Source organism: Marinomonas sp. 63XJN7_7_ISO-PGPR-S23-202 (genome assembly GCF_056173505.1).
In genome coordinates this window covers 2,815,396-2,834,301 of sequence record NZ_CM149677.1, presented here as the reverse complement: position 1 = coordinate 2,834,301, position 18,906 = coordinate 2,815,396, and the positions used below count along the sequence as shown (strand labels likewise).

General features: G+C 43.3%; 14 protein-coding genes. 12 read left to right on the top strand and 2 right to left on the bottom strand.

Annotation, left to right across the window (positions count from 1 at the left end; translation table 11 throughout):
- Positions 1 to 9: 9 nt before the first annotated feature.
- The 7 genes from AC0VYG_RS13135 to AC0VYG_RS13105 all read left to right on the top strand — a co-directional run bounded on the left by AC0VYG_RS13135 (position 10) and on the right by AC0VYG_RS13105 (position 9,114).
- Entirely contained in the window at positions 10 to 870 is an 861-nt protein-coding gene (locus AC0VYG_RS13135; RefSeq protein ID WP_475428447.1) for an SMP-30/gluconolactonase/LRE family protein, read from the top strand.
- Position 871: 1 nt separating this feature from the next.
- Positions 872 to 2,857, top strand: coding sequence for a beta-galactosidase (locus AC0VYG_RS13130; protein WP_475428446.1), 1,986 nt, complete (start codon positions 872 to 874; stop codon positions 2,855 to 2,857).
- A 41-nt stretch (positions 2,858 to 2,898) separates the two neighbouring features.
- Positions 2,899 to 4,131: an ABC transporter substrate-binding protein gene (locus AC0VYG_RS13125; RefSeq protein ID WP_067014680.1), complete on the top strand. Its 1,233-nt coding sequence runs from the start codon at positions 2,899 to 2,901 to the stop codon at positions 4,129 to 4,131.
- A gap of 291 nt (positions 4,132 to 4,422) precedes the next feature.
- Positions 4,423 to 5,994 (top strand): ABC transporter substrate-binding protein, encoded by a 1,572-nt coding sequence (locus AC0VYG_RS13120; protein WP_475428445.1) that lies wholly within the window; start codon positions 4,423 to 4,425, stop codon positions 5,992 to 5,994.
- Complete coding sequence (locus AC0VYG_RS13115) at positions 5,991 to 6,926, top strand: ABC transporter permease (RefSeq protein WP_475428444.1); 936 nt, start codon at positions 5,991 to 5,993, stop codon at positions 6,924 to 6,926. The genes AC0VYG_RS13120 and AC0VYG_RS13115 overlap by 4 nt, the downstream gene beginning before the upstream one ends.
- Positions 6,923 to 7,723, top strand: a complete 801-nt coding sequence (locus AC0VYG_RS13110) for an ABC transporter permease (protein WP_475428443.1) — start codon at positions 6,923 to 6,925, stop codon at positions 7,721 to 7,723. The genes AC0VYG_RS13115 and AC0VYG_RS13110 overlap by 4 nt, the downstream gene beginning before the upstream one ends.
- Positions 7,720 to 9,114: an ABC transporter ATP-binding protein gene (locus AC0VYG_RS13105; RefSeq protein WP_475428442.1), complete on the top strand. Its 1,395-nt coding sequence runs from the start codon at positions 7,720 to 7,722 to the stop codon at positions 9,112 to 9,114. Before AC0VYG_RS13110 ends, AC0VYG_RS13105 begins: the two co-directional genes overlap by 4 nt.
- Positions 9,115 to 9,195: 81 nt before the next feature.
- Here the strand turns inward: AC0VYG_RS13105 and AC0VYG_RS13100 are convergent, their stop codons facing one another.
- Positions 9,196 to 10,002: a nucleoside-specific channel-forming Tsx family protein gene (locus AC0VYG_RS13100; protein ID WP_475428441.1), complete on the bottom strand. Its 807-nt coding sequence runs from the start codon at positions 10,000 to 10,002 to the stop codon at positions 9,196 to 9,198.
- Between the two features lie 411 nt (positions 10,003 to 10,413).
- Here AC0VYG_RS13100 and AC0VYG_RS13095 point away from each other — a divergent pair, with 411 nt between their 5' ends.
- The 3 genes from AC0VYG_RS13095 (at position 10,414) to AC0VYG_RS13085 (ending at position 15,676) form a co-directional block, all read left to right on the top strand.
- Positions 10,414 to 10,659 carry a hypothetical protein gene (locus tag AC0VYG_RS13095; protein WP_475428440.1) on the top strand — a complete coding sequence of 82 codons (246 nt, stop codon included), beginning with the start codon at positions 10,414 to 10,416 and terminating at the stop codon, positions 10,657 to 10,659.
- A gap of 80 nt (positions 10,660 to 10,739) precedes the next feature.
- A complete protein-coding gene (locus AC0VYG_RS13090) occupies positions 10,740 to 15,233 on the top strand; it encodes a response regulator (RefSeq protein WP_475449858.1) in 4,494 nt (1,497 codons plus the stop codon).
- Complete coding sequence (locus AC0VYG_RS13085) at positions 15,233 to 15,676, top strand: response regulator (RefSeq protein ID WP_475428438.1); 444 nt, start codon at positions 15,233 to 15,235, stop codon at positions 15,674 to 15,676. Before AC0VYG_RS13090 ends, AC0VYG_RS13085 begins: the two co-directional genes overlap by 1 nt.
- A 98-nt stretch (positions 15,677 to 15,774) precedes the next feature.
- Here AC0VYG_RS13085 and leuA read toward each other — a convergent pair whose 3' ends face one another.
- Positions 15,775 to 17,463 (bottom strand): 2-isopropylmalate synthase, encoded by a 1,689-nt coding sequence (gene leuA / locus AC0VYG_RS13080; protein WP_475428437.1) that lies wholly within the window; start codon positions 17,461 to 17,463, stop codon positions 15,775 to 15,777.
- A gap of 215 nt (positions 17,464 to 17,678) precedes the next feature.
- Here leuA and AC0VYG_RS13075 point away from each other — a divergent pair, with 215 nt between their 5' ends.
- Both AC0VYG_RS13075 and ribA read left to right on the top strand, forming a co-directional pair.
- Positions 17,679 to 18,152, top strand: coding sequence for an Lrp/AsnC family transcriptional regulator (locus AC0VYG_RS13075; protein WP_067014653.1), 474 nt, complete (start codon positions 17,679 to 17,681; stop codon positions 18,150 to 18,152).
- A 97-nt stretch (positions 18,153 to 18,249) separates the two neighbouring features.
- The gene (gene ribA, locus AC0VYG_RS13070; RefSeq protein WP_475428436.1) at positions 18,250 to 18,855 is read left to right on the top strand and encodes a GTP cyclohydrolase II; all 606 of its coding nucleotides are present in this window, start codon (positions 18,250 to 18,252) and stop codon (positions 18,853 to 18,855) included.
- Positions 18,856 to 18,906 lie beyond the last annotated feature (51 nt).

Sequence of the window (18,906 nt, the reverse complement as noted above, 5' to 3'; positions counted from 1 at the left end):
AGAATAATAATGAAACAGATTAGTACCCAGCGTCATCAATTGGCAGAAGGGCCTTTTTGGAGTGAAGTGGAGCAAGCTTTGTATTGGGTCGACATTCCTGCCTGCCAAGTATGGTGCTGGCATCAAGAGGATAATCGATACGAGCATTGGACCTTGTCAAAGAAAGTGTCTGCGGTTTTCACCACACAAAGTGACCGGCTGTTAGTGGCAATGGCCGATGGTGTTGCTTATTTGGATAAAACCACCACAACGTTGGATTACTTGTGTGATTTAGACAGTGACCTCCCTGGCAATCGTAGTAATGATGCTAAGTGCGACCCTGACGGTGTGTTGTGGGTAGGGACGATGGATGATTTAGAGCAACAAATGACAGGGCGGTTATGGAAAATTACGCCTGAAGGCAAAAAAGCGTTAATGCTGGAGAATCTTGGTATCAGCAATACGTTCGCTTGGGATGAGGGGCGTGGGCGCTTTTACTTTGGCGACACAATGACACGTCGAATTCACGCTTATCCTTACCCTGAGTTTTATGATGTTCGCCTACAAAAGCCCTTTGTCGAAGTGAAAGAAGGGGTTGGAAACGATGGCTCTTGTATTGATCTTGAAGGGTGTCTCTGGAATGCAAATTGGAATGGCGCTCGTATTGTGCGCTATAGCCCAGAAGGGGAGATGTTGCAGACCATTGAATTGCCTTTTGCCAAGCCGACCTCGTGTGTGTTTGGTGGGCCAGAAGGAAAAACCTTGTTTATCACATCCGCTAGCGTGGATACCTCCGCTGAGCAATTGGCAAATCAACCACTGTCAGGTCATGTGATAGCGATTGAAATGGATGTAGCTGGCGCGCCAAGTCAGCCATTTGCGGGAGCATAATATGAAGTTAGGCGTATGTTATTACCCGGAGCATTGGCCAAAAAGTCGCTGGCAACAAGATGCTCAAGAGATGCGAGAAATTGGTCTTGAGTATGTGCGTATTGGGGAATTTAGCTGGAGTACCATTGAGCCAGAACCTGGTGAGTTGCATTGGGAATGGTTGGATGAGGCATTAGATATTCTTCATGAGCATGGTTTGAAGGTGATTCTAGGGACACCAACGGCAACCCCGCCGAAATGGCTGGTGGATCGCCACCCGTCTATGTTGGCAAAAGACGAGCAAGGCAGGATTCGTCATTTCGGATCGCGTCGTCATTATACCTTTGCCAGCCTTGATTATCGGGACGAATGTCGGCGAATGGTAACCTTAATGGCTGAACGTTACGGCCAACATCCTGCGGTGGTGTCTTGGCAGACGGATAATGAATATGGTTGTCATGATACGGTGCTGAGTTACGCAGAAGCGGATTTAATGGCGTTTCGTCTCTGGCTAAAAGACAAATATGGCACCATCGATCGCTTAAATACTGCCTGGGGAAATGTCTTTTGGAGTATGGATTACCGTTCGTTTGAAGAGGTTGACTTACCGAATTTAACGGTGACAGAAGCCAACCCCTCCCATCGTTTGGATTTTCAGCGTTGTTGTTCTGATCAAGTGGTTGCGTTTAATAAGTTACAGGTGGACATTCTACGTCAGTATTCAAAAGGCCGTGATTTAGTGCATAACTACATGGGCTTTTTTACGGCTTTTGATCATCATAAAGTCGGTCAAGATTTGGATGTGGCCAGTTGGGATACTTATCCATTGGGCTTTCTGGATCAAGAGGCCATCTATAGCCAAGAAGAAAAGCAGATTTACTTACGAGTAGGACACCCAGATTTTGGCGCTTTTCACCATGATCTATATCGTGGCTGTGGCAAAGGGCGTTTATGGATCATGGAGCAGCAACCTGGCCCGGTAAATTGGGCACCTCATAACCCGACCCCAGCGGAAGGCGCGGTACGGCTATGGACATGGGAAGCGTTTTCTCATGGCGCTGAACTGGTCTCTTATTTTCGTTGGCGACAAGCGCCATTTGGTCAAGAGCAAATGCATGCAGGTTTGCTACGTCCCGATGGTCAAGGGGCAGAAGCAGCTAAAGAAGCGGCTCAAGTAGCGCAAGAGGTGTGTGATTTATCACAGGTGCTAGGGTTGAATGCCGAGGAATTAATGGCGTTACCTAAATCAGGTAATGTTGCCTTGATGTTCGATTATGATGCTTGTTGGTCATTGGATATTCAGCCGCAATCCCGTTCTTATCGTTATCTTTCTTGGTGTTATCGTGTTTATGAAGCGCTGCGTGAGTTAGGTTTGTCGGTTGATATTGTTTCTAACCAAGCAGCTTTAGATACCTATCCATTACTCGTACTTCCTGCTCAGGCGCACATTTCTAAAGACCTGCAAGCAAGATTAAATAGCTATCAAGGGGTGTTATTGGCAGGTCCCCGCACAGGTAGCAAAACCGCTACCTATCAAATTCCAGATAACTTAGCGCCAGGTCCACTGGCCAATCTATTGCCGTTGAAGGTTGAGCGTGTTGATGCGCTACCAGAGCACACTAAACCATCAGTCTTTGGTCTTTGGGGGGAGGGCTCGTTGTGTTATTGGCATGAACAAATTTCCACGGATTTACCTTGCCTGTTAAAAGATCATACTGGCCAACCTGTTTTAGTGGGTTGTGATAAGCATTTCTATCTTGGTTCCTGTATAGATAAGTCACTTTTGAAAGCTTGTCTTGTGAAGTTAAGTGAAAAGGCTGGCCTCTCGACAGAGTACTTACCAACAGGGGTCCGTATTCGTGAGCGCGGTCCTTTACTCTTTGCTTTTAACTACGGACAACACTCCGCCCATTATCAACCCGATGATGCACAGATTCTGATTGGCAGTGAATCGTTACCACCTGCAGGGGTCGCTATTTGGCGACGTGACTTAACGGATAATCAATAAGACTGGTTTCCATCAATAACAACAAAAAGAGGATGTATCATATGAAAAAACTATCTTTGTTTTGCATAGGGGCGTTGGCGTCTGTCGCGGCGTCTTTATCCCATGCAGGGACCTTGGTGATTAACTCGGATCAGGCGGATCCTGCGCCGAAAAAAGCCTTTGCGGAAGTGATTAAAAAGTTTGAAGCGGAAAATCCCGATATTAAGGTCCAGTATAATCTCTATGATAAAGAGGGTTATAAAACCGCTATTCGTAACTGGTTGGTGACCAGTCCGCCAGATGTGGTGTTTTGGTATGCTGGTAACCGAATGAAGACCTTTGTGAAGAAGGGTTTGTTTGAAGATGTCAGTGGCATGTGGAAAAAAGAAGGACTTAAAAAATTGATGCCCTCTGCCGTCAGCGCTATGACGGTCAATAATAAACAGTATGGTATTCCTTACACTTATTATCAATGGGGGATTTATTATCGAAAAGATATTTTTGCGAAATTAGGCTTAAAAGTCCCTAAGACTTGGAAAGAATTTTTAGCCGTCAATGCTAAATTGAAAGCCAATGATATTACACCAATTACTATAGGAACCAAGTACTTGTGGCCTGCAGCTGGTTGGTTTGACTACCTCGATTTGCGTATTAATGGCTTGAAATTTCATATGGATTTGATGGATGGCAAAATTGCCTATACAGATCCGCGCGTGAGAAAAGTATTTGAGTACTGGGATCAGTTAGTAAAACCGGGTTACTTCTTGAAGAATAATGCTGCTTACTCATGGCAAGAGGCACAGCCGTTCTTGTATAACGGTAAAGCGGCAATGTATTTGATTGGGAATTTTATTACGCCCAACTTTCCCAAAAATCTTGAAAATAAAATGGGCTTCTTCCCGTTCCCAACCATTAACCCTAAAGTACCTGACGCGGAAGAAGCGCCAATGGATACTGTTAATATACCGAGTAAAGCGAAAAACAAAAAAGATGCGCGGAAATTTTTAGAGTTTATGGCGCGTGCCAGCACACAGACACTGGTTAATGCTGCGTTACTACAGATTCCTACCAATAAAGATGCCCATGCACCTAATGATGTATTCTTAAATGAAGGGGAGAAAATGCTCAAAGCGGCTTCTGGCACCTCACAGTTTTATGACCGTGATACCGATCCGGCAATGGCACGAGAAGGTATGAAAGGGTTTCAAGAGTTTATGATGGAGCCAAATCGTCTTGATTCGATTTTGAAACGTTTGGAGCGAGTCAGAGAGCGTGTGTTTAAAGTGCAAAATTAGTACTTGTCTGATGTGTAAAACAAAAAAACACTAGGTATTCTGAAGAGATCCCCAGTAGTTGGACCATCCAATGACTGGGGATCTTTTTTATGCATCATTTACATGTGGTTTGATGAGCAACCCGTTTTTCTAAAGTATAGTTTTTATAAATATTGTGTAATTAGATTGCATTGAATGGTTGATGCATATTTTGGTTATGATATATCATAACGTTTTTAAAATGCTTCTAAAGGACTCATTGCCTGCTCTGGGCGATGTAATAACCTATTTTTATAGTAAGGATGATAAATAATGCAAAGTTTTCTACGTCTTTTTGGGCGACCGACAAGGTTTTTTTTACTGTTAAATCTCCTCATCACAATGACCGCTTCTGCGGTAGCCGCCGACAACCCAAAACCTACCTCACAAAATACTCTTTCTATCAGTGGCCCATTTGAGTTTACGAGTCTAGATCCCTCCAAAAATGGCTACATCTACACTCGTATGCAAGTGTTAGAAACCTTGTTAGGTGTCGATAATCAAGGTCATTTGATTCCAGAATTAGCCACCCAATGGCAGGTGAGTGATGATGGCCTAGCGTGGCGTTTTAAGCTAAGAAAGGGAGTGGTTTTTCATGACGGGCAACCTCTAGATGCGAATGCCGTTGTGAAGAGTTTATCGATTGCCATGGGTAAGCATGGCACTCTAGCAAAGGCACCTATAAGTAACATTCATGCTTTGAGCAAGGACGAAGTTGAGATACAGCTTACTCGACCTTACACCTTATTAGGGGCTGTGTTAGCAAATTACGCTAATAGCATTCTGTCGCCAGATAGCTATGGGAGAACGGGTAATGTCTTAGCTATGTCTGGTACTGGGCCTTATGAGCTTTTCCAATATGCGCCGCCCCATAAACTGGTGGTGAAAAAGTTTGCTGGTTATTGGGGGAAGAAGGCGAGCATTCCTTTTGCGAGCTATTTGACGGGGCATCGCGCAGAAAGCCGTGTGCTGCAAGCACGAAGTGGTCAGGCAGACATTGTGTTTGGTGTCGATCCGGCAAGTATTCCTATGCTGCAGCGTCTTCCTAATGTGTCTGTATTTGATGATGCTCTGCCACGGACAATTGTTTTAAAGCTGAATAGTGGTTATCCATCTCTTAATGATGTTCGTGCTAGACAAGCTCTGAGTTTGGCAATCAATCGTCGCGGTATTGCGAATGCAGTGCTTCGTTCTCCTGGATCACAAACCGAACAATTATTACCCGCCTCATTTGCCGACTGGCATTTACCCAATATCAAAGCACCTAAACAGCCAGTAGTGAAAGCGCAAAAACTGTTGACATCATTAGGCTGGCATCTTAATCAAGATGGTGTTTTAGAGCGCGACGGTAAGCCTTTTGAGTTGACGTTAATTACTTATGCGGATCGCCCAGAGTTGATCACTGTTGCCACCGCCATTCAAGCTCAGTGGGCGAAAATTGGCGTGAAGTTAAAGGTGAATATGAGTAACTCTAGTGCGATCCCCGCTGGTCATCAAGATGGATCTTTGCAAGTCGCCTTGATGGCGCGTAACTATGGTTTTGTCCCCGACCCGTTAGGGGTGATGTTAAGTGATTATGATCGCACTGGCGGCGATTGGGGGGCGATGAATTGGAATGACGAATCGGTTGATCGAGACCTCGTAACATTGCAATCAGTAACGGATAAAAAAATTCGCCGCCAATTAGCGCAGCATGTTGCCCAGGTCATTTACCAAGATCGGCCAGTGATTCCTGTGGCATTTTATAAGCAACATACTGCGGTAAATAATCGGGTAAAAGGTTTTCATTTTGATCCTTTCGAACGTACTTTTTATCTAAATGACATGGTGTTTGTCGCACGATGAAAAAAATATTCTTTCCTCGGCTGTTTCAATTATTGTCCGTGATTTGGGGAGTAGGAACGCTGACTTTTATCTTGATGCGAGCTTTGCCGGGTGATATGGCCTACCGGATCGCCGCTAGTCGTTATGGGCAAGATAATGTGAGCAGTGACGCTGCGGATTTGGTTCGTCAGGAGCTGAATTTAGATCAAGGAGCCTTTGTTGCGTATTTTTCTTGGTTGAAAGAACTGGTGCAAGGTAATTTGGGGCGCTCTTTAGTCAGTGATGAGCCAGTGTGGCAAATATTACAGCATATGTTGGGGCACTCTTTAGTATTGGCTTCAGTGGCACTGCTCTTGTCCTTCTTTATTGCCATTCCCTTAGGTTTGCTGGGGGCGGCTTTTGGTAAAAAGGTCGATCAAGGTATTGTGGTATTTTCGACGGCAGTAAGGGCCATGCCAGTGTTTGTGGTGGGGTTAATTTTTATTCTGGTGTTTTCTATTCATTGGAATTGGTTGCCTGTGGCAGGGTTTGGCTCGCCAGAACATATCGTATTGCCTGCGTTAAGTCTGGCTTTTACCTTGGCCGCTATCTCTAATCGTGTCGTGAGAAACGCCGCCATTAAAGCTTTTCACGCGCCTTTTTATCGCTTTGCTCAGATCAAAGGTTTGTCGTCAGGCCGGACTTTTTTGCGTCATGGTGCGCGTCATATTGCTTTGCCTGTGGTGGCCTTTTTAGGCATCCAGCTGGTGGGGATGATCGAAGGGATAGTGATGATTGAGTCCTTGTTTTCTTGGCCCGGAATTGGTCACGGTTTGGCTCATGCGATTTTTGCCCGTGATATTCCGGTAATTCAAGGGGCCGCCTTGTTAATGGGGATTTTGTTTGTGGTGTTGAATACCTTTGTGGATCTTATTTGTTATCGATTAGATCCACGAGCGAGGGGGCAAGCATGATGGTGTCATTGTTAAAACATGCCACACTAGGCCAAAAATGTGGCGCGCTTCTCTTGCTTGTGTTGTTGGCTTTTGCACTATTCGGGAACGCTCTAGCCCCCAACGATGGTGCTTATCAAGATCTGGATGCCATTCTAGCGCCTCCTAGTGAGACTCATTGGTTAGGAACGGATCACTTTGGTCGCAGCATGGTAGCGCGAATGGCAGATGCGATTCGTTTATCCTTTATGTTAGGGGTGCTGTGTGTCGTAACGTCTTCGGTCATTGGTGTATTTCTTGGTGTGTGGGCTGCTTGGTCGGGGAAAAAAGTTGATGCGGTGCTCAATGTTTTTGTGAATATCCTATTAGCTTTACCCGGACTTGTCATTGTCTTGCTATTCGCAGCTATTGTTCCAGGGTCGTTTTTTGTTCTGTATTTGGCTATATCATTGGTTCAATGGGTTGAATATTTTCGTGTCGTGCGAGCTATTACCAAAGCAACAGTGGATTCCCCTGCTATGCAATCTTCACAGATGATGGGCTTTGGCCGTTGGTATCTGTTTAAACGACATATTTGGCCTGCTATCGCCCCTTCTGTATTCACTCTAGCGACCTTTGGTTGTGCAACGGCCATTTTAACCATGGCGTCTCTGGGTTTTGTGTATGTTGGTATGCAGCCGCCTTTAGCGGAGTTGGGATTAATGATGGTGGAGTTGTTCCCTTACTACTCTGATGCACCTTGGTTGCTTGCTGAACCGCTTATTGCTATCGCTTTGTTGGTGCTGGGTTTTCATTTGTTGGGAAGGAAATCATCATGAATCCTCTTATTTCAGTGGATCAACTAAGTGTCTACTCAAAGGCGAGTTGTTTAGTCTCTCCGTTAACTTTTAACTTACACCAAGATCGCCCGTTGACGATTCTTGGACAAACGGGGTCGGGAAAAAGTTTGCTGGCTCAGGCAATCATGGGGCTTTTGCCGGATTCTCTCACAATTAAAGGTAAGGTGAGTATTTTTGCAAAGGCCCTGACGAAACAAGAATGCCGTGCTATGTGGGGAAAAGAATTAGTGATGTTACCCCAAGAGCCATGGCATGCCCTTGATCCATTAATGAACGCTCAGAGACAGGTCCGTGATGTGTATCAATGGGTTGTGGGGCAAGCAAAACACACTGCAAACAGCAGTGCGATGGAGGCTTTGACCTCTCTTGGTTTGGAAAAGAGCACGGATAAGCTGCCAGATGAATTATCGGGTGGTATGGCTCAGCGCCTAGCGATTGTTGCTGCGACAGCGGGTGGTGCTTCATTGATCCTAGCAGACGAACCGACTAAAGGGTTGGACGTTAGTCGTCGAGAAGAGGTCATTCGTCTTCTACAGGATAAATCACAAGGTGGCGGTTTATTAACCATTACCCATGATGTTCATGTTGCTAAGCAACTGGGTGGTGACATCATGGTGATCAAAGATGGGCAACTGGTGGAGTCGGGTACCGTCGAGCAGGTGCTTTCTAATCCACAAGCTGAATTCACTAAATTATTATTGCAGGCTCAGCCGAGCGAGTGGCCTGTGGTAGATCGTGACCCAAGTCATTATGCTAAGTCCGATAGGATAATGCAGGCAGAGACGCTTCGCTTAGTACGTGGTGGTAAGACGATTATTGAGGATTTGTCGTTTACAATATCAAAAGGTGAAGTTGTGGGCGTAGTAGGGGACAGTGGCTGCGGTAAGAGCTCATTAGGTGATGCGTTGCTTGGGCTGCTGCCATTAGAGGCTGGATCTATTGAGCGTTTTGACAAAAAAGCAAAACCACATCAATGGTTGAAGTTGTATCAAGATCCTCCATCAGCCTTTTCAGGAAGTGTCTCGCTGTCTACTTTGTTAGATGACTTGATTGGTTTGCATGGGGTAGATCAAGCGCGAATTAGACCGCTTATGGCTCGACTGAGCCTGTCGCAAGAAATACTAGAACGCACTTGTCTTGAGGTATCAGGAGGGGAGTTACAGCGCTTTGCGATTCTTCGAGCTTTGTTGCTAGACCCTGTCTTTTTATTTGCAGATGAGCCTACTTCACGATTGGATCCGATTACCGCAAAAGAAGTGACCATGTTGTTGGTGGAATTAGCAAGGGAGCAAGACTGTAGTGTGCTATTAGTGAGTCATGATCCTGATATGATTCGACACACTTGTGATCAGGTGATTGCCTTATCGTAATAAAAATAGACTAATTTTGCGGCTAAAAAAAATCCCCGTCTTGTGCGGGGATTTTTATGTGTAAGCTAATAAGACGGTGTCTTAGAATTTATAAGATACGTCAAAATATTGACCAAAACCTGTTGTTTTTAAACCACCATATGAGCCGTTTTCTATGCCGTATACGTTATTGAAGTATTTCAAACCGTAGCCTACTGCATAACGCTTAGAATGCCAGTAAATACCGTTGAAATTATCGAAGCCGGTAGAAGAGGTGGCGTATTTTTTGTCCATGCCGAATTGGTAATCAAAGTAACCTTGGTAAGCGATAAAAGAACCATTATCAAACGTCATAAAAGGTTTGAACCAGTTTGCCGATAATTGGTAACCATTCCAATCTTGACGATGGTTAGTCATATCATAAAGTTTGTAAAGGTTTACACCAGTTTTGCCCAACCAAGGCACCTCAACATCTGCGCCAATACCAACAAACGCATTATTAGTGGCATTTCCAGTGTTGGTATCGTGACCACCGTCCATGCTAAATAGAGTAGAAATATACCATTCTTTAACTGGACCAATAGAAAGATCTTTGCCTGTCATCGCATCCAAAGAGAAGCGTGGTGCAATCTTCATGAAGAGTTTATCTTGACCGTATTTATCGCTGCTTTTGCTGTTGGTCAGGTTGAATACATCAATGTATCCGTAAAGATCAACAATACCTGAGCGTCCACCAAATTCCATTTCCATGTAGTCATGGCTGTTTTTACCTGGTAGCTCTTTTGATGCATACATCAGGTTGAACTGTCTCCAAGAATAGTCATTTTTGTGAATATTATCAGAATAATCGGCGGCAAGAGTTGTCGTTGCTGCGGCAGCTAACCCTAGTCCTAAAAGTAGTTTACGCATTAGCGTCTCCATGAGTGCAATAGTGAGCGGTGTTTAAAATATAACCAATTAGTCAATATTATGACTGAAATGCGAATATTACATGATTTTTTTTTGATTACAATGGGTTTTTGATGAAGAAAATGTGTGCACCTAAATGGTTCGTTTGTCGATTGTTTTGCACCAACTGAGTGTTAGAGGGTTTTATGAAATTTCATTTATTTTCAATGTGTTAGGTTTTTTTATTAGTTTGATAGGCGGCTCTGGAATATCGTTGTGCAAAATAAAAAAGGAGAAAGAATGCTAACAAGTTGGTTTGAGGAGAAGGTGGATCATCCTTATAGATAAGTAAAGAAAGAGCATGTGTTTTATTTATCGGGGGGGTGTGGTCTAATTTTATCTTATATCGTTCTGTTTGACTAAGTAGGAATTATGTCTTTGAAATTACCTCTTATTGTAATGACTACAACTCTTGTTTTTTCCTCTTCCAGCGTGTTTGCCACGAAAGATGACTGCACTCCGAAATTAAACCTATACTTGAAAGGCATTCAAGACACAGTGAGTTCTAAATATGTATCTGAAAGACAAAAACAAGTTGCTCAGAAAATTTTAGAAAAAGTGAAAGCGAATCGTGACAGGATGGGGGATTGTGCCTTGTTGGATAAGCTGCTGCCCTAGGAAGTGGGTTGTTAAGGAACAATAAGCTCACCTTATGCTGATTTGCTGTAAAGCTACATTATGAAAAGGTATTTTTATTTATGTTAGGTTCTTTGACTGCTTTACAGCAAATAGAGAGTGTCAAGCAGTCGTTAATTGCGACTCTTTCTGTTGTCGATAGGTTGTTTACTTGCTCTTATACTGGGTTAATTTTTCAGGATGATTGCTTACTGTCTAATGAGCAAGATAAAGAGCGCTTTTTGTTGCTCGCTCAGCCAATCCGTCATCACTTCATGGCGGATCGTTTGGCCATCGAAAAAATCGTCGACAAAGAAGGGTTACCTGATTTTCTACAACAAGCATCGTTAATGCATTTTTTAACCCATAGCTCTTTGCTGATAGAGCGGGTTTGTGTAGACAATCAGGTAGACGCGCTATTATGTGTCGTGAGTCTGGATACTTCTCTTTCATTCGATCAAACGTTTTTCGATTCTCTTTCTCCTATTCTGACTATTTTAACGAGCCTGCTGAACAATAAACCTGTAGACAAACCTACTCCTTTGCTCGATAAAAAAGGTCAAGGCGATATTTCTCTGGCTCATAATGAGTATGATTATATCGCTTTATGCAATATGTCTCCTGATTTCCTCGCTGCTTATGATAACGATCTAAAGTGTGTGTATGCTAACAAATCCCATGAAAGAATTTTTAAAAACCGAAACATTGATGTGATCGGTTTAACTATTAAAGAGCTGATGGGAGAAAGCTTTTATCAGTCTCTTGAAGGTAGAATATCAGATATTGTGGAAGGTAATGAATCGAACTTTGAATATAGCTCCTATCACGGTTCTAATAACGAAAAAATTACTATTAAGGTTAGAATAGCGCCTCGTTATTTTGAGGGAAAACAAGATGGTTTTTATTTATTTTCCCAAAATATTACGGCATTAAGGCGCACTCAGGCTACGCTGAAGGCGCTGCACAGTGTTACCAACAATGAGTCGTTGTCTACGGATGAAAAAATACAGAAAATGTTGGAGATAGGGTGCGAACAATATGCTTTGCCCCTTGGTATTGTGAGCCATGTTGAAGGGGGAAAGTACACGATACAGTATTGCCAATCTCCTGATAATAAACTGTCGGCTGGCATGGTGTTTGATTTACAAGAAACCTACTGTGTATATACGCTTAATAGTGAGGAGCCAACATATTTTCATAATAATAAAAAACACATTAAACCGCCTTCTTATTATCAATATTTCGTTTTAGAAGCCTACATAGGTATTGTTATTAGGGTTGGCGGTGAGGTATGGGGAACGCTCAATTTTTCTAGCACTTATCCTAAAGATGTACCTTACGAAGAGGATGAGATCGAACTCATCAAATTATTAGGGCAGTGGATAGGCTATGAGATCTACCGAAACCGAGCGCTTGAAAGCCTAAAAGAGTCAGAATATCGCAATCGCCTATTATTGGATTCTCTCCAGGAAGGGGTGTTGGGCTTAGACTCTGACGGTAATATCTCTTTTGCCAATTCAGCAGCCTGTCGCTTAACTCAGTATAGTCAACATGAGTTGTTGGGCCAACATCATCATGCCTTTTTACATCATACCGCTCCCGATGGGACGCCCAATTTAGTAGAAAATTGTTCCGTCCGAAATACCTTAGAAACAGGGGTAAGCTCCCATTCAGACAATGAGTTCATTTGGGGTAAACAAGGACCTTTTGCTGTCGAGTTCAGTTGTGTTTCCTTAAAAAGAAATGATCATGAAGTTGGTGGGGCGGTGATTACTTTTCAGGATAAGACAAAACAAATAGAGTCGGAAACCGTTATTTTAGAACAGAAATTAATTTTCGAATCTTTGTTTATGGATGCTCCTACAGCGATTGCTTTCTATGATAATACAAGAACCATTCGGATGATAAACCCTGCTTTTTCTCGATTGTTTGGTTACTTGGAAGAGGAGATTATTGGCTGTTCAACGCGCCAGCTTTATGCGAAGGAAGAGGATTTTATTTGGCTTGGCAAATTCTATAAAAAAAAGGCTGAACAGCCTAAAATTTATGTGGATTATAAAGACAAATATGGCCGTATCTTTGCCTCTGAAACCTTTGGTAGTTCTCTTAAAAAGACAGATGGTAGTTTAAATGGCTACATTGTTCATATCAATGATATTACGGAAAGAATTAAGTCTGAGAATGAAGTGTTGACAGTGAATCAGCGTTTTTCTCTGGCGGCTAATTCTGCTGGCATCGGTGTCTGGTCCTGGGACACACGCACCAATAAAGTCATCTGGGATGATTGGATGTGGAAAATATTTGGCCTTAATAAAGGTGAGGATATTGATCCCTTTTGGGGTTGGCTGAGTTTGATGCACCCAGATGATGCGCCGTTACTTTACCATGCCCTTGGTGAGTCCTATCGAAAAAAAGAACATTTAGATACGGACTTTCGTATTATTCGGCCTGATGGTCAAATTCGCTATATAAAGGCCACAGGCATAATTGAATACGATAAAAAAGGCATTGTTTCTCGTATTACTGGCGTGAATTTTGATATTACCTCTCGCAAAGAGGCGGAAGAGGTATTAAAGAAAGCCAGCCATCAAGCGCAAATGGCGAATCAGGCGAAAAGTGATTTTCTTGCGACCATGAGTCATGAGATCAGAACCCCTTTAAATGGCATTCTTGGGGTGGCTGAGTTGTTGCAATCTTCTTATCTAACGGATGAGCAGCGTATGCAAGTGGATATTCTTCGAGAGTCTGGAGAAAGCTTGCTAAGGCTTATCAATGACATATTGGATTTCTCTAAAATAGAGTCCGGTCAGTTGACCATGGAGAAAGTAGAATTTGACTTAGAAAAGAAAATTTTTGGTGTCATTAGCTTACTGTTGATCAAAGCGGAAGAAAAGGGGGTTGACCTTTTGGTTGAGTACCCTGTACAGATGCCAAAACATTTTATTGGTGACTCATTTCGCATGCGCCAAATTCTGATTAACTTGATTAGTAATGCGGTGAAATTCACTCATGAAGGTCAGGTAGTGGTGCGTGTGTCATGTGAGTCAAATCAACAGGGCAATGTGAATGTCTCTATTGAAGTTCAAGATACGGGGATTGGGATTCCTGATGGGGCTCAAGCGTTTTTATTTAAGGCGTTTACCCAAGCGGATACCTCAACTACGCGCCGTTTTGGAGGGACCGGATTAGGGTTGGCAATCACAAAACAGTTGGTTGAGTTAATGGATGGCTCGATAGAGCTGGAAAGTAAAGAAGGAGTTGGTTCTACTTTTGTGGTACATGTGCCTTTGGTGGAAAGTTACGCGATTCATAAAGCGGAAGAGACAGTGCTCCCTTTGTCTTTGGTGGGGCGGAGTAAAATATTGCTCGTTGACGATAATGTGTCAAATTTAACCATTCTATCTAATCAGTTACGAGAGTTAGGTATGGTGTGCGATGTGGATCAAAATGCCAGATCAGCTTTTGACAAATGGCTCGATGCTTATGTAAGTCAGCGGCCTTACGATGCTATTATTTTAGACTATCAAATGCCCGATTTGAATGGACTGGACTTGTCTCGCTTGATTAGAGAGCATACTAAACAATTACATTCTCCTGCAATATTAATATCTACCTCAGCGGGCCGCTTTAGCCAGAATGACTTGACTGAAGCGGGAGTGAATGTGTGCTTAACAAAACCGCTTAACGTTAGAGTGTTATGTGAAGGGCTTGCCTTGGCACTAAACAGTACCGTTTTGGGTAAACAGTTTTCCTATTGGGACGTTACAAGCAGTAAAGATTCGTTGCCCACTGCTGCAAAGCAATACGGTGGTCGAGTATTGGTGGTAGAGGATATGGCCGCCAATAGGGTCGTTGCGCGAGGAATGCTCAATAAGTTGGGCGTCGAGATGATCGAGGCTAAAAATGGAGAAGTGGGGGTAGAAAAATGGTCCTCTGAACAGCCAGACTTAATTTTGATGGATTTACATATGCCGGTGATGGATGGGTTTTCTGCTATGCGCGCGATTCGACAAGCTGAAAAAAGGCTGATGTCCAAGCGCGTTCCTATATACGCTTTAACGGCAGATGCGATGGTAGAAAGGTCCAATGAAGTTTATCAAGCAGGTGGTGATGGTTTTATTGCGAAGCCATTCAAACAAGCCGATTTAGAAGTTGTGTTGGTAAAGCATTTATTGGTTAAGTCTTCATCAGATGTGATGGCAAGGCCGGAGGAGGAAGTGCTCGATCATTTAGTCTCAGAGCCGTGTATTGATGTGAGTGTACTGATGGAACTAAAAAGCGTTTTAGGAGAGGATTTACAAATACTTATTGATACCTTTTACGAAGACTCTCTTTCCATTGTCAATATATTAAAACATCATCGTCTTTCGCCGGATTTGGATACCCTTTACGCCGTCAGTCATAGTCTGAAATCCATTGCGATGAATGTGGGGGCAAAACGGCTGTCAGGCCTAGCCGCTCGCTTAGAAGCCGATTCGAAGCGAAGAATGGATGATCATGTTACTGAGTTAATTGATCTTATAGAACAAGAGTACAGTACGTTTTGTTCTGAGTTAAAAAAGCTGGCTGATTTGTGATGAAAGTATTGATAGCTGATGATACTAATACGGATAGATTGCTGCTTAAGCTGCATGTATCGAAACTGGGGCATCATAGTATCGAAGCCTCTAATGGTATTGAAGCGATAGAGCAATATACTCTCCATGAAAATGATATTGATTTGATATTAATGGACGCTCAGATGCCGCAAGTAAACGGCTTTGAAGCAGTGAAAAGAATTCGCCAAATTGAGCAGGAGCGGGGGCTCGAATGGGTGCCTGTTATTTTCCTGAGTGCGAGCGCCGAAATGGAAGATGTGGAAAAAAGCATTTCGGTGGGGGGCGATGATTATTTGATCAAACCAGTTCAACAAAAAGTCTTATTGGCTAAAATGCTTACCATACAGCGTATCGCCAATATGCGTCGAAGGTTAATTGCGCTAGATGCCACGTTGGCGAAGCAATCGGCTACAGATCCTTGATGGGCGGTGCAGAAGTGCGCCAAAGGAATAAAAAAACCGAAAGTAACAGATGTGACTTTCGGTTTTTTTATCAAAGAAGAAAGGGTTAACTGGGTAAGTTAAGCCACTGCCTCTTGTTTGCTTTGAGTCGACTTTTGGTTGACTGTTGCAAGTAATGCTTGGATAGAAGCGGATACAATGTCGTTGTCGATGGCAACACCATTAAATCGATCACCATCAATATTGGTCTGTACATAGGCAATGGCTTGTGAATCGCTGCCCACGGTTAAGGCATGCTCTTGATATTGGATAATATCGACTCGAACATTAAAATGTTTGCCTAGAGCTTCAGCAAAGGCCGATAGCGCACCATTGCCTTTGCCTGAAATGTTTATTTTGCTGCCAGCACCGACAAGTTCAGCGTGTATGGTGTCTACTTCGTCTTTGCTATGATCATACTTGCCTAGCTTATATGGCGTTGTTCCGGTCATAAAATGCGTTTCGAACAAGCCTTTCATGGATTCTGCGTCTACTACGCCGCCATCCTGTTCTGCAAACTGTTGGATAATCGGACTGAACTCTACCTGTAACCAGCGCGGCAAAGCTAGGCCATATTCTTGTTCTAAGGTATAAGCCACACCACCTTTGCCTGATTGGCTATTTACGCGAATAACTTCTTGGTAGCTACGGCCCACATCACGAGGATCAATGGGTAGATAAGCTACATCCCAAGGTTTGTCATCGGTCTGATTCGCCAAACATTTTTTAATAGCATCCTGGTGAGAACCGGAAAATGCGGTAAACACTAATTCACCTGCGTAAGGGTGACGAGGGTGTACCTGTAGCAAGGTGCATGCTTGAACCACACTGATGATTCGATCCATGTCGCCAAGTGCTAATTCAGGGTCGACTCCTTGGCTGTAGATGTTCATCGCCATGGTGACGATATCCATATTGCCCGTACGCTCACCATTGCCTAGCAACGTGCCTTCTATACGATCTGCTCCTGCCATGACACCAAGCTCGGCAGCAGCCACACCACAGCCTCGGTCATTGTGTGTGTGTAGACTAACGATCATGCAGTCACGTTTTTTCACGTGACGACAGAAGTATTCAATTTGATCGGCGTAACGATTTGGTGTGGATACCTCTACTGTCGCAGGAAGGTTGATGATAATTTTACGCTCTGGCGTGGGCTGCCATACTTCGGTAACCGCATCAACAACTTCTACCGCATAGTCAATTTCTGTTCCTGTGAAACTCTCAGGAGAGTATTGAAACACCCACTCTGTTTCAGGGTATTTTTCGGCGTGTTCCTTAACGCATTTCGCGCCATTAACAGCGATTTGCTTAATGCCTTCCATGTCCATGCGAAAGACTTGTTCGCGTTGTGTCGTGGACGTCGAGTTGTATACATGGACGATGGCTTTTTTCGCCCCTTTTAGTGATTCGTAGGTGCGAGCAATAAGCTCGGGGCGCGCTTGCGTTAGCACTTGAATGTAGACATCGTCTGGAACTTGATCTTCTTCGATTAACCAGCGAACGAAGTCAAAATCCAGTTGAGAGGCGGCTGGAAAGCCTACTTCTATTTCTTTAAAGCCCACATCAACAAGCAGGGCAAAGAACTGTTTCTTTTGTTCCACCGTCATCGGCTCAACCAAAGCTTGGTTGCCATCACGCAGGTCTACGCTCGACCAAATAGGGGCCTTGGTGATTACTTTATCTGGCCAAGTACGGTTTTCAATGGCAACCGGCGTAAACGGTTTGTATTTTCTGTGATTAAACGTTGTATGGTCAAAAGACGACATGATCTTGTCCTTATAAATGGGAGGTCGGTAAACCTCGTTTATTATTAATGCGTCTTGTAAAGGCGCTTGTTTTGTAGTGTGCGTATTTGTTTTCTCAGTATGACTATCATAACGAAAAAACTTGAGTAAAAGATTGCGTTTTTTGCTAGGAAAAATGATAATTTTAGCATTATATTGCTAAAATTATTGAAAATTAAGCAAAAGGTAGGTGTTAGATGCGGTTTGATAAAATTGATTTAAGTATTTTGCGAGAGTTACAGCAAGATTCTAGCTTAACCAATCAAGAATTGGCCGATCGTGTTGGCTTGTCTGCTTCTCCATGCCTGCGACGGGTGAAGGCGCTTGAAGAGAGTGGCGTCATAGACCGCAAAGTGACTTTGTTAAAGCGATCCAGTTTAGGGTTAAAATTAACGGCTTTTTTGCAAATTAGTATGGATCGACATACACCAGATCGGTTCAGTGTATTTGAGGAACAGGTGGATCTCTTTTCAGAGGTGAAAAATTGCAACTTGGTTACAGGGCAAAATTGTGATTACTTGTTAGAAGTCGTGGTGGAAGACATGGAAAAGTACCATGATTTTTTATTGGGGAAGCTCACTCGTATTCCTGGTGTGACTGGCGTTCAATCAAGTTTTTTATTGCGTAGTGTAAAAGAGAGCACGGCCTTGCCATTGAATCATATCATTTAGCAGGGTATTTCCTCATTTAGTGTTGATATTTATGCTTTTGACCAAATTAAGGGACGTTATAATTAGAAAAGTTAAAAATCCCTAGTAGAGAAAGATTATGAGTAAATTGACGGAGAAGCGGCGAGTTGTCATTCCTGTCCGTGCAGGCGATGTGATGGCCGAGTTCATCTCATTTGATGGTGATGATTCTGGTAAAGAGCATATAGGGATTTTTTTTGAAGGAAAAAGCAGTGAAAAGAACGATATTCCGTTGGTGCGCTTGCATTCCGAGTGTTTAACGGGAGATGTATTTGGGTCGGGGCGTTGTGATTGTGGTGAGCAGCTTGATGAAGCCATTGATCGCATCAATCAGGAAGGGGGCTACATTTTATATTTACGCCAAGAGGGGCGTGGTATTGGACTTTATTCAAAGCTCGATGCGTATGCCTTGCAGGATCAAGGTTATGACACCTATCAGGCCAATGAAATGCTCCACCTACCAGAGGATGGCCGAGATTTCGGTATTGCAGCGGAGATGTTGAAAGTGGTTGGTGTGACGAAACTGCGCTTATTAACGAATAATCCAGATAAAGCAAAGCAATTGATGGAACATGGTATTGATGTGGTGGAGTTGGTTCCGACAAAAGTACATATGAATCAACATAATCGCCAGTATTTAGAAACGAAAGCGAGACGCAAGCATCATACGCTTAAGTTTGATTGATGAGTTTTGGTTTTGGTGACACTTTTTAGATAACTCTTGATGTTTTAATGA

Coding starts and splice junctions, on each gene's coding strand:
- leuA (WP_475428437.1), bottom strand. CDS start 17,463: ATGTCGTCTTTTGACCATACAACGTTTAATCACAGAAAATACAAACCG.
- AC0VYG_RS13130 (WP_475428446.1), top strand. CDS start 872: ATGAAGTTAGGCGTATGTTATTACCCGGAGCATTGGCCAAAAAGTCGC.
- AC0VYG_RS13135 (WP_475428447.1), top strand. CDS start 10: ATGAAACAGATTAGTACCCAGCGTCATCAATTGGCAGAAGGGCCTTTT.
- ribA (WP_475428436.1), top strand. CDS start 18,250: ATGAGTAAATTGACGGAGAAGCGGCGAGTTGTCATTCCTGTCCGTGCA.
- AC0VYG_RS13085 (WP_475428438.1), top strand. CDS start 15,233: ATGAAAGTATTGATAGCTGATGATACTAATACGGATAGATTGCTGCTT.
- AC0VYG_RS13110 (WP_475428443.1), top strand. CDS start 6,923: ATGATGGTGTCATTGTTAAAACATGCCACACTAGGCCAAAAATGTGGC.
- AC0VYG_RS13090 (WP_475449858.1), top strand. CDS start 10,740: ATGTTAGGTTCTTTGACTGCTTTACAGCAAATAGAGAGTGTCAAGCAG.
- AC0VYG_RS13125 (WP_067014680.1), top strand. CDS start 2,899: ATGAAAAAACTATCTTTGTTTTGCATAGGGGCGTTGGCGTCTGTCGCG.
- AC0VYG_RS13075 (WP_067014653.1), top strand. CDS start 17,679: ATGCGGTTTGATAAAATTGATTTAAGTATTTTGCGAGAGTTACAGCAA.
- AC0VYG_RS13115 (WP_475428444.1), top strand. CDS start 5,991: ATGAAAAAAATATTCTTTCCTCGGCTGTTTCAATTATTGTCCGTGATT.
- AC0VYG_RS13105 (WP_475428442.1), top strand. CDS start 7,720: ATGAATCCTCTTATTTCAGTGGATCAACTAAGTGTCTACTCAAAGGCG.
- AC0VYG_RS13100 (WP_475428441.1), bottom strand. CDS start 10,002: ATGCGTAAACTACTTTTAGGACTAGGGTTAGCTGCCGCAGCAACGACA.
- AC0VYG_RS13120 (WP_475428445.1), top strand. CDS start 4,423: ATGCAAAGTTTTCTACGTCTTTTTGGGCGACCGACAAGGTTTTTTTTA.
- AC0VYG_RS13095 (WP_475428440.1), top strand. CDS start 10,414: ATGTCTTTGAAATTACCTCTTATTGTAATGACTACAACTCTTGTTTTT.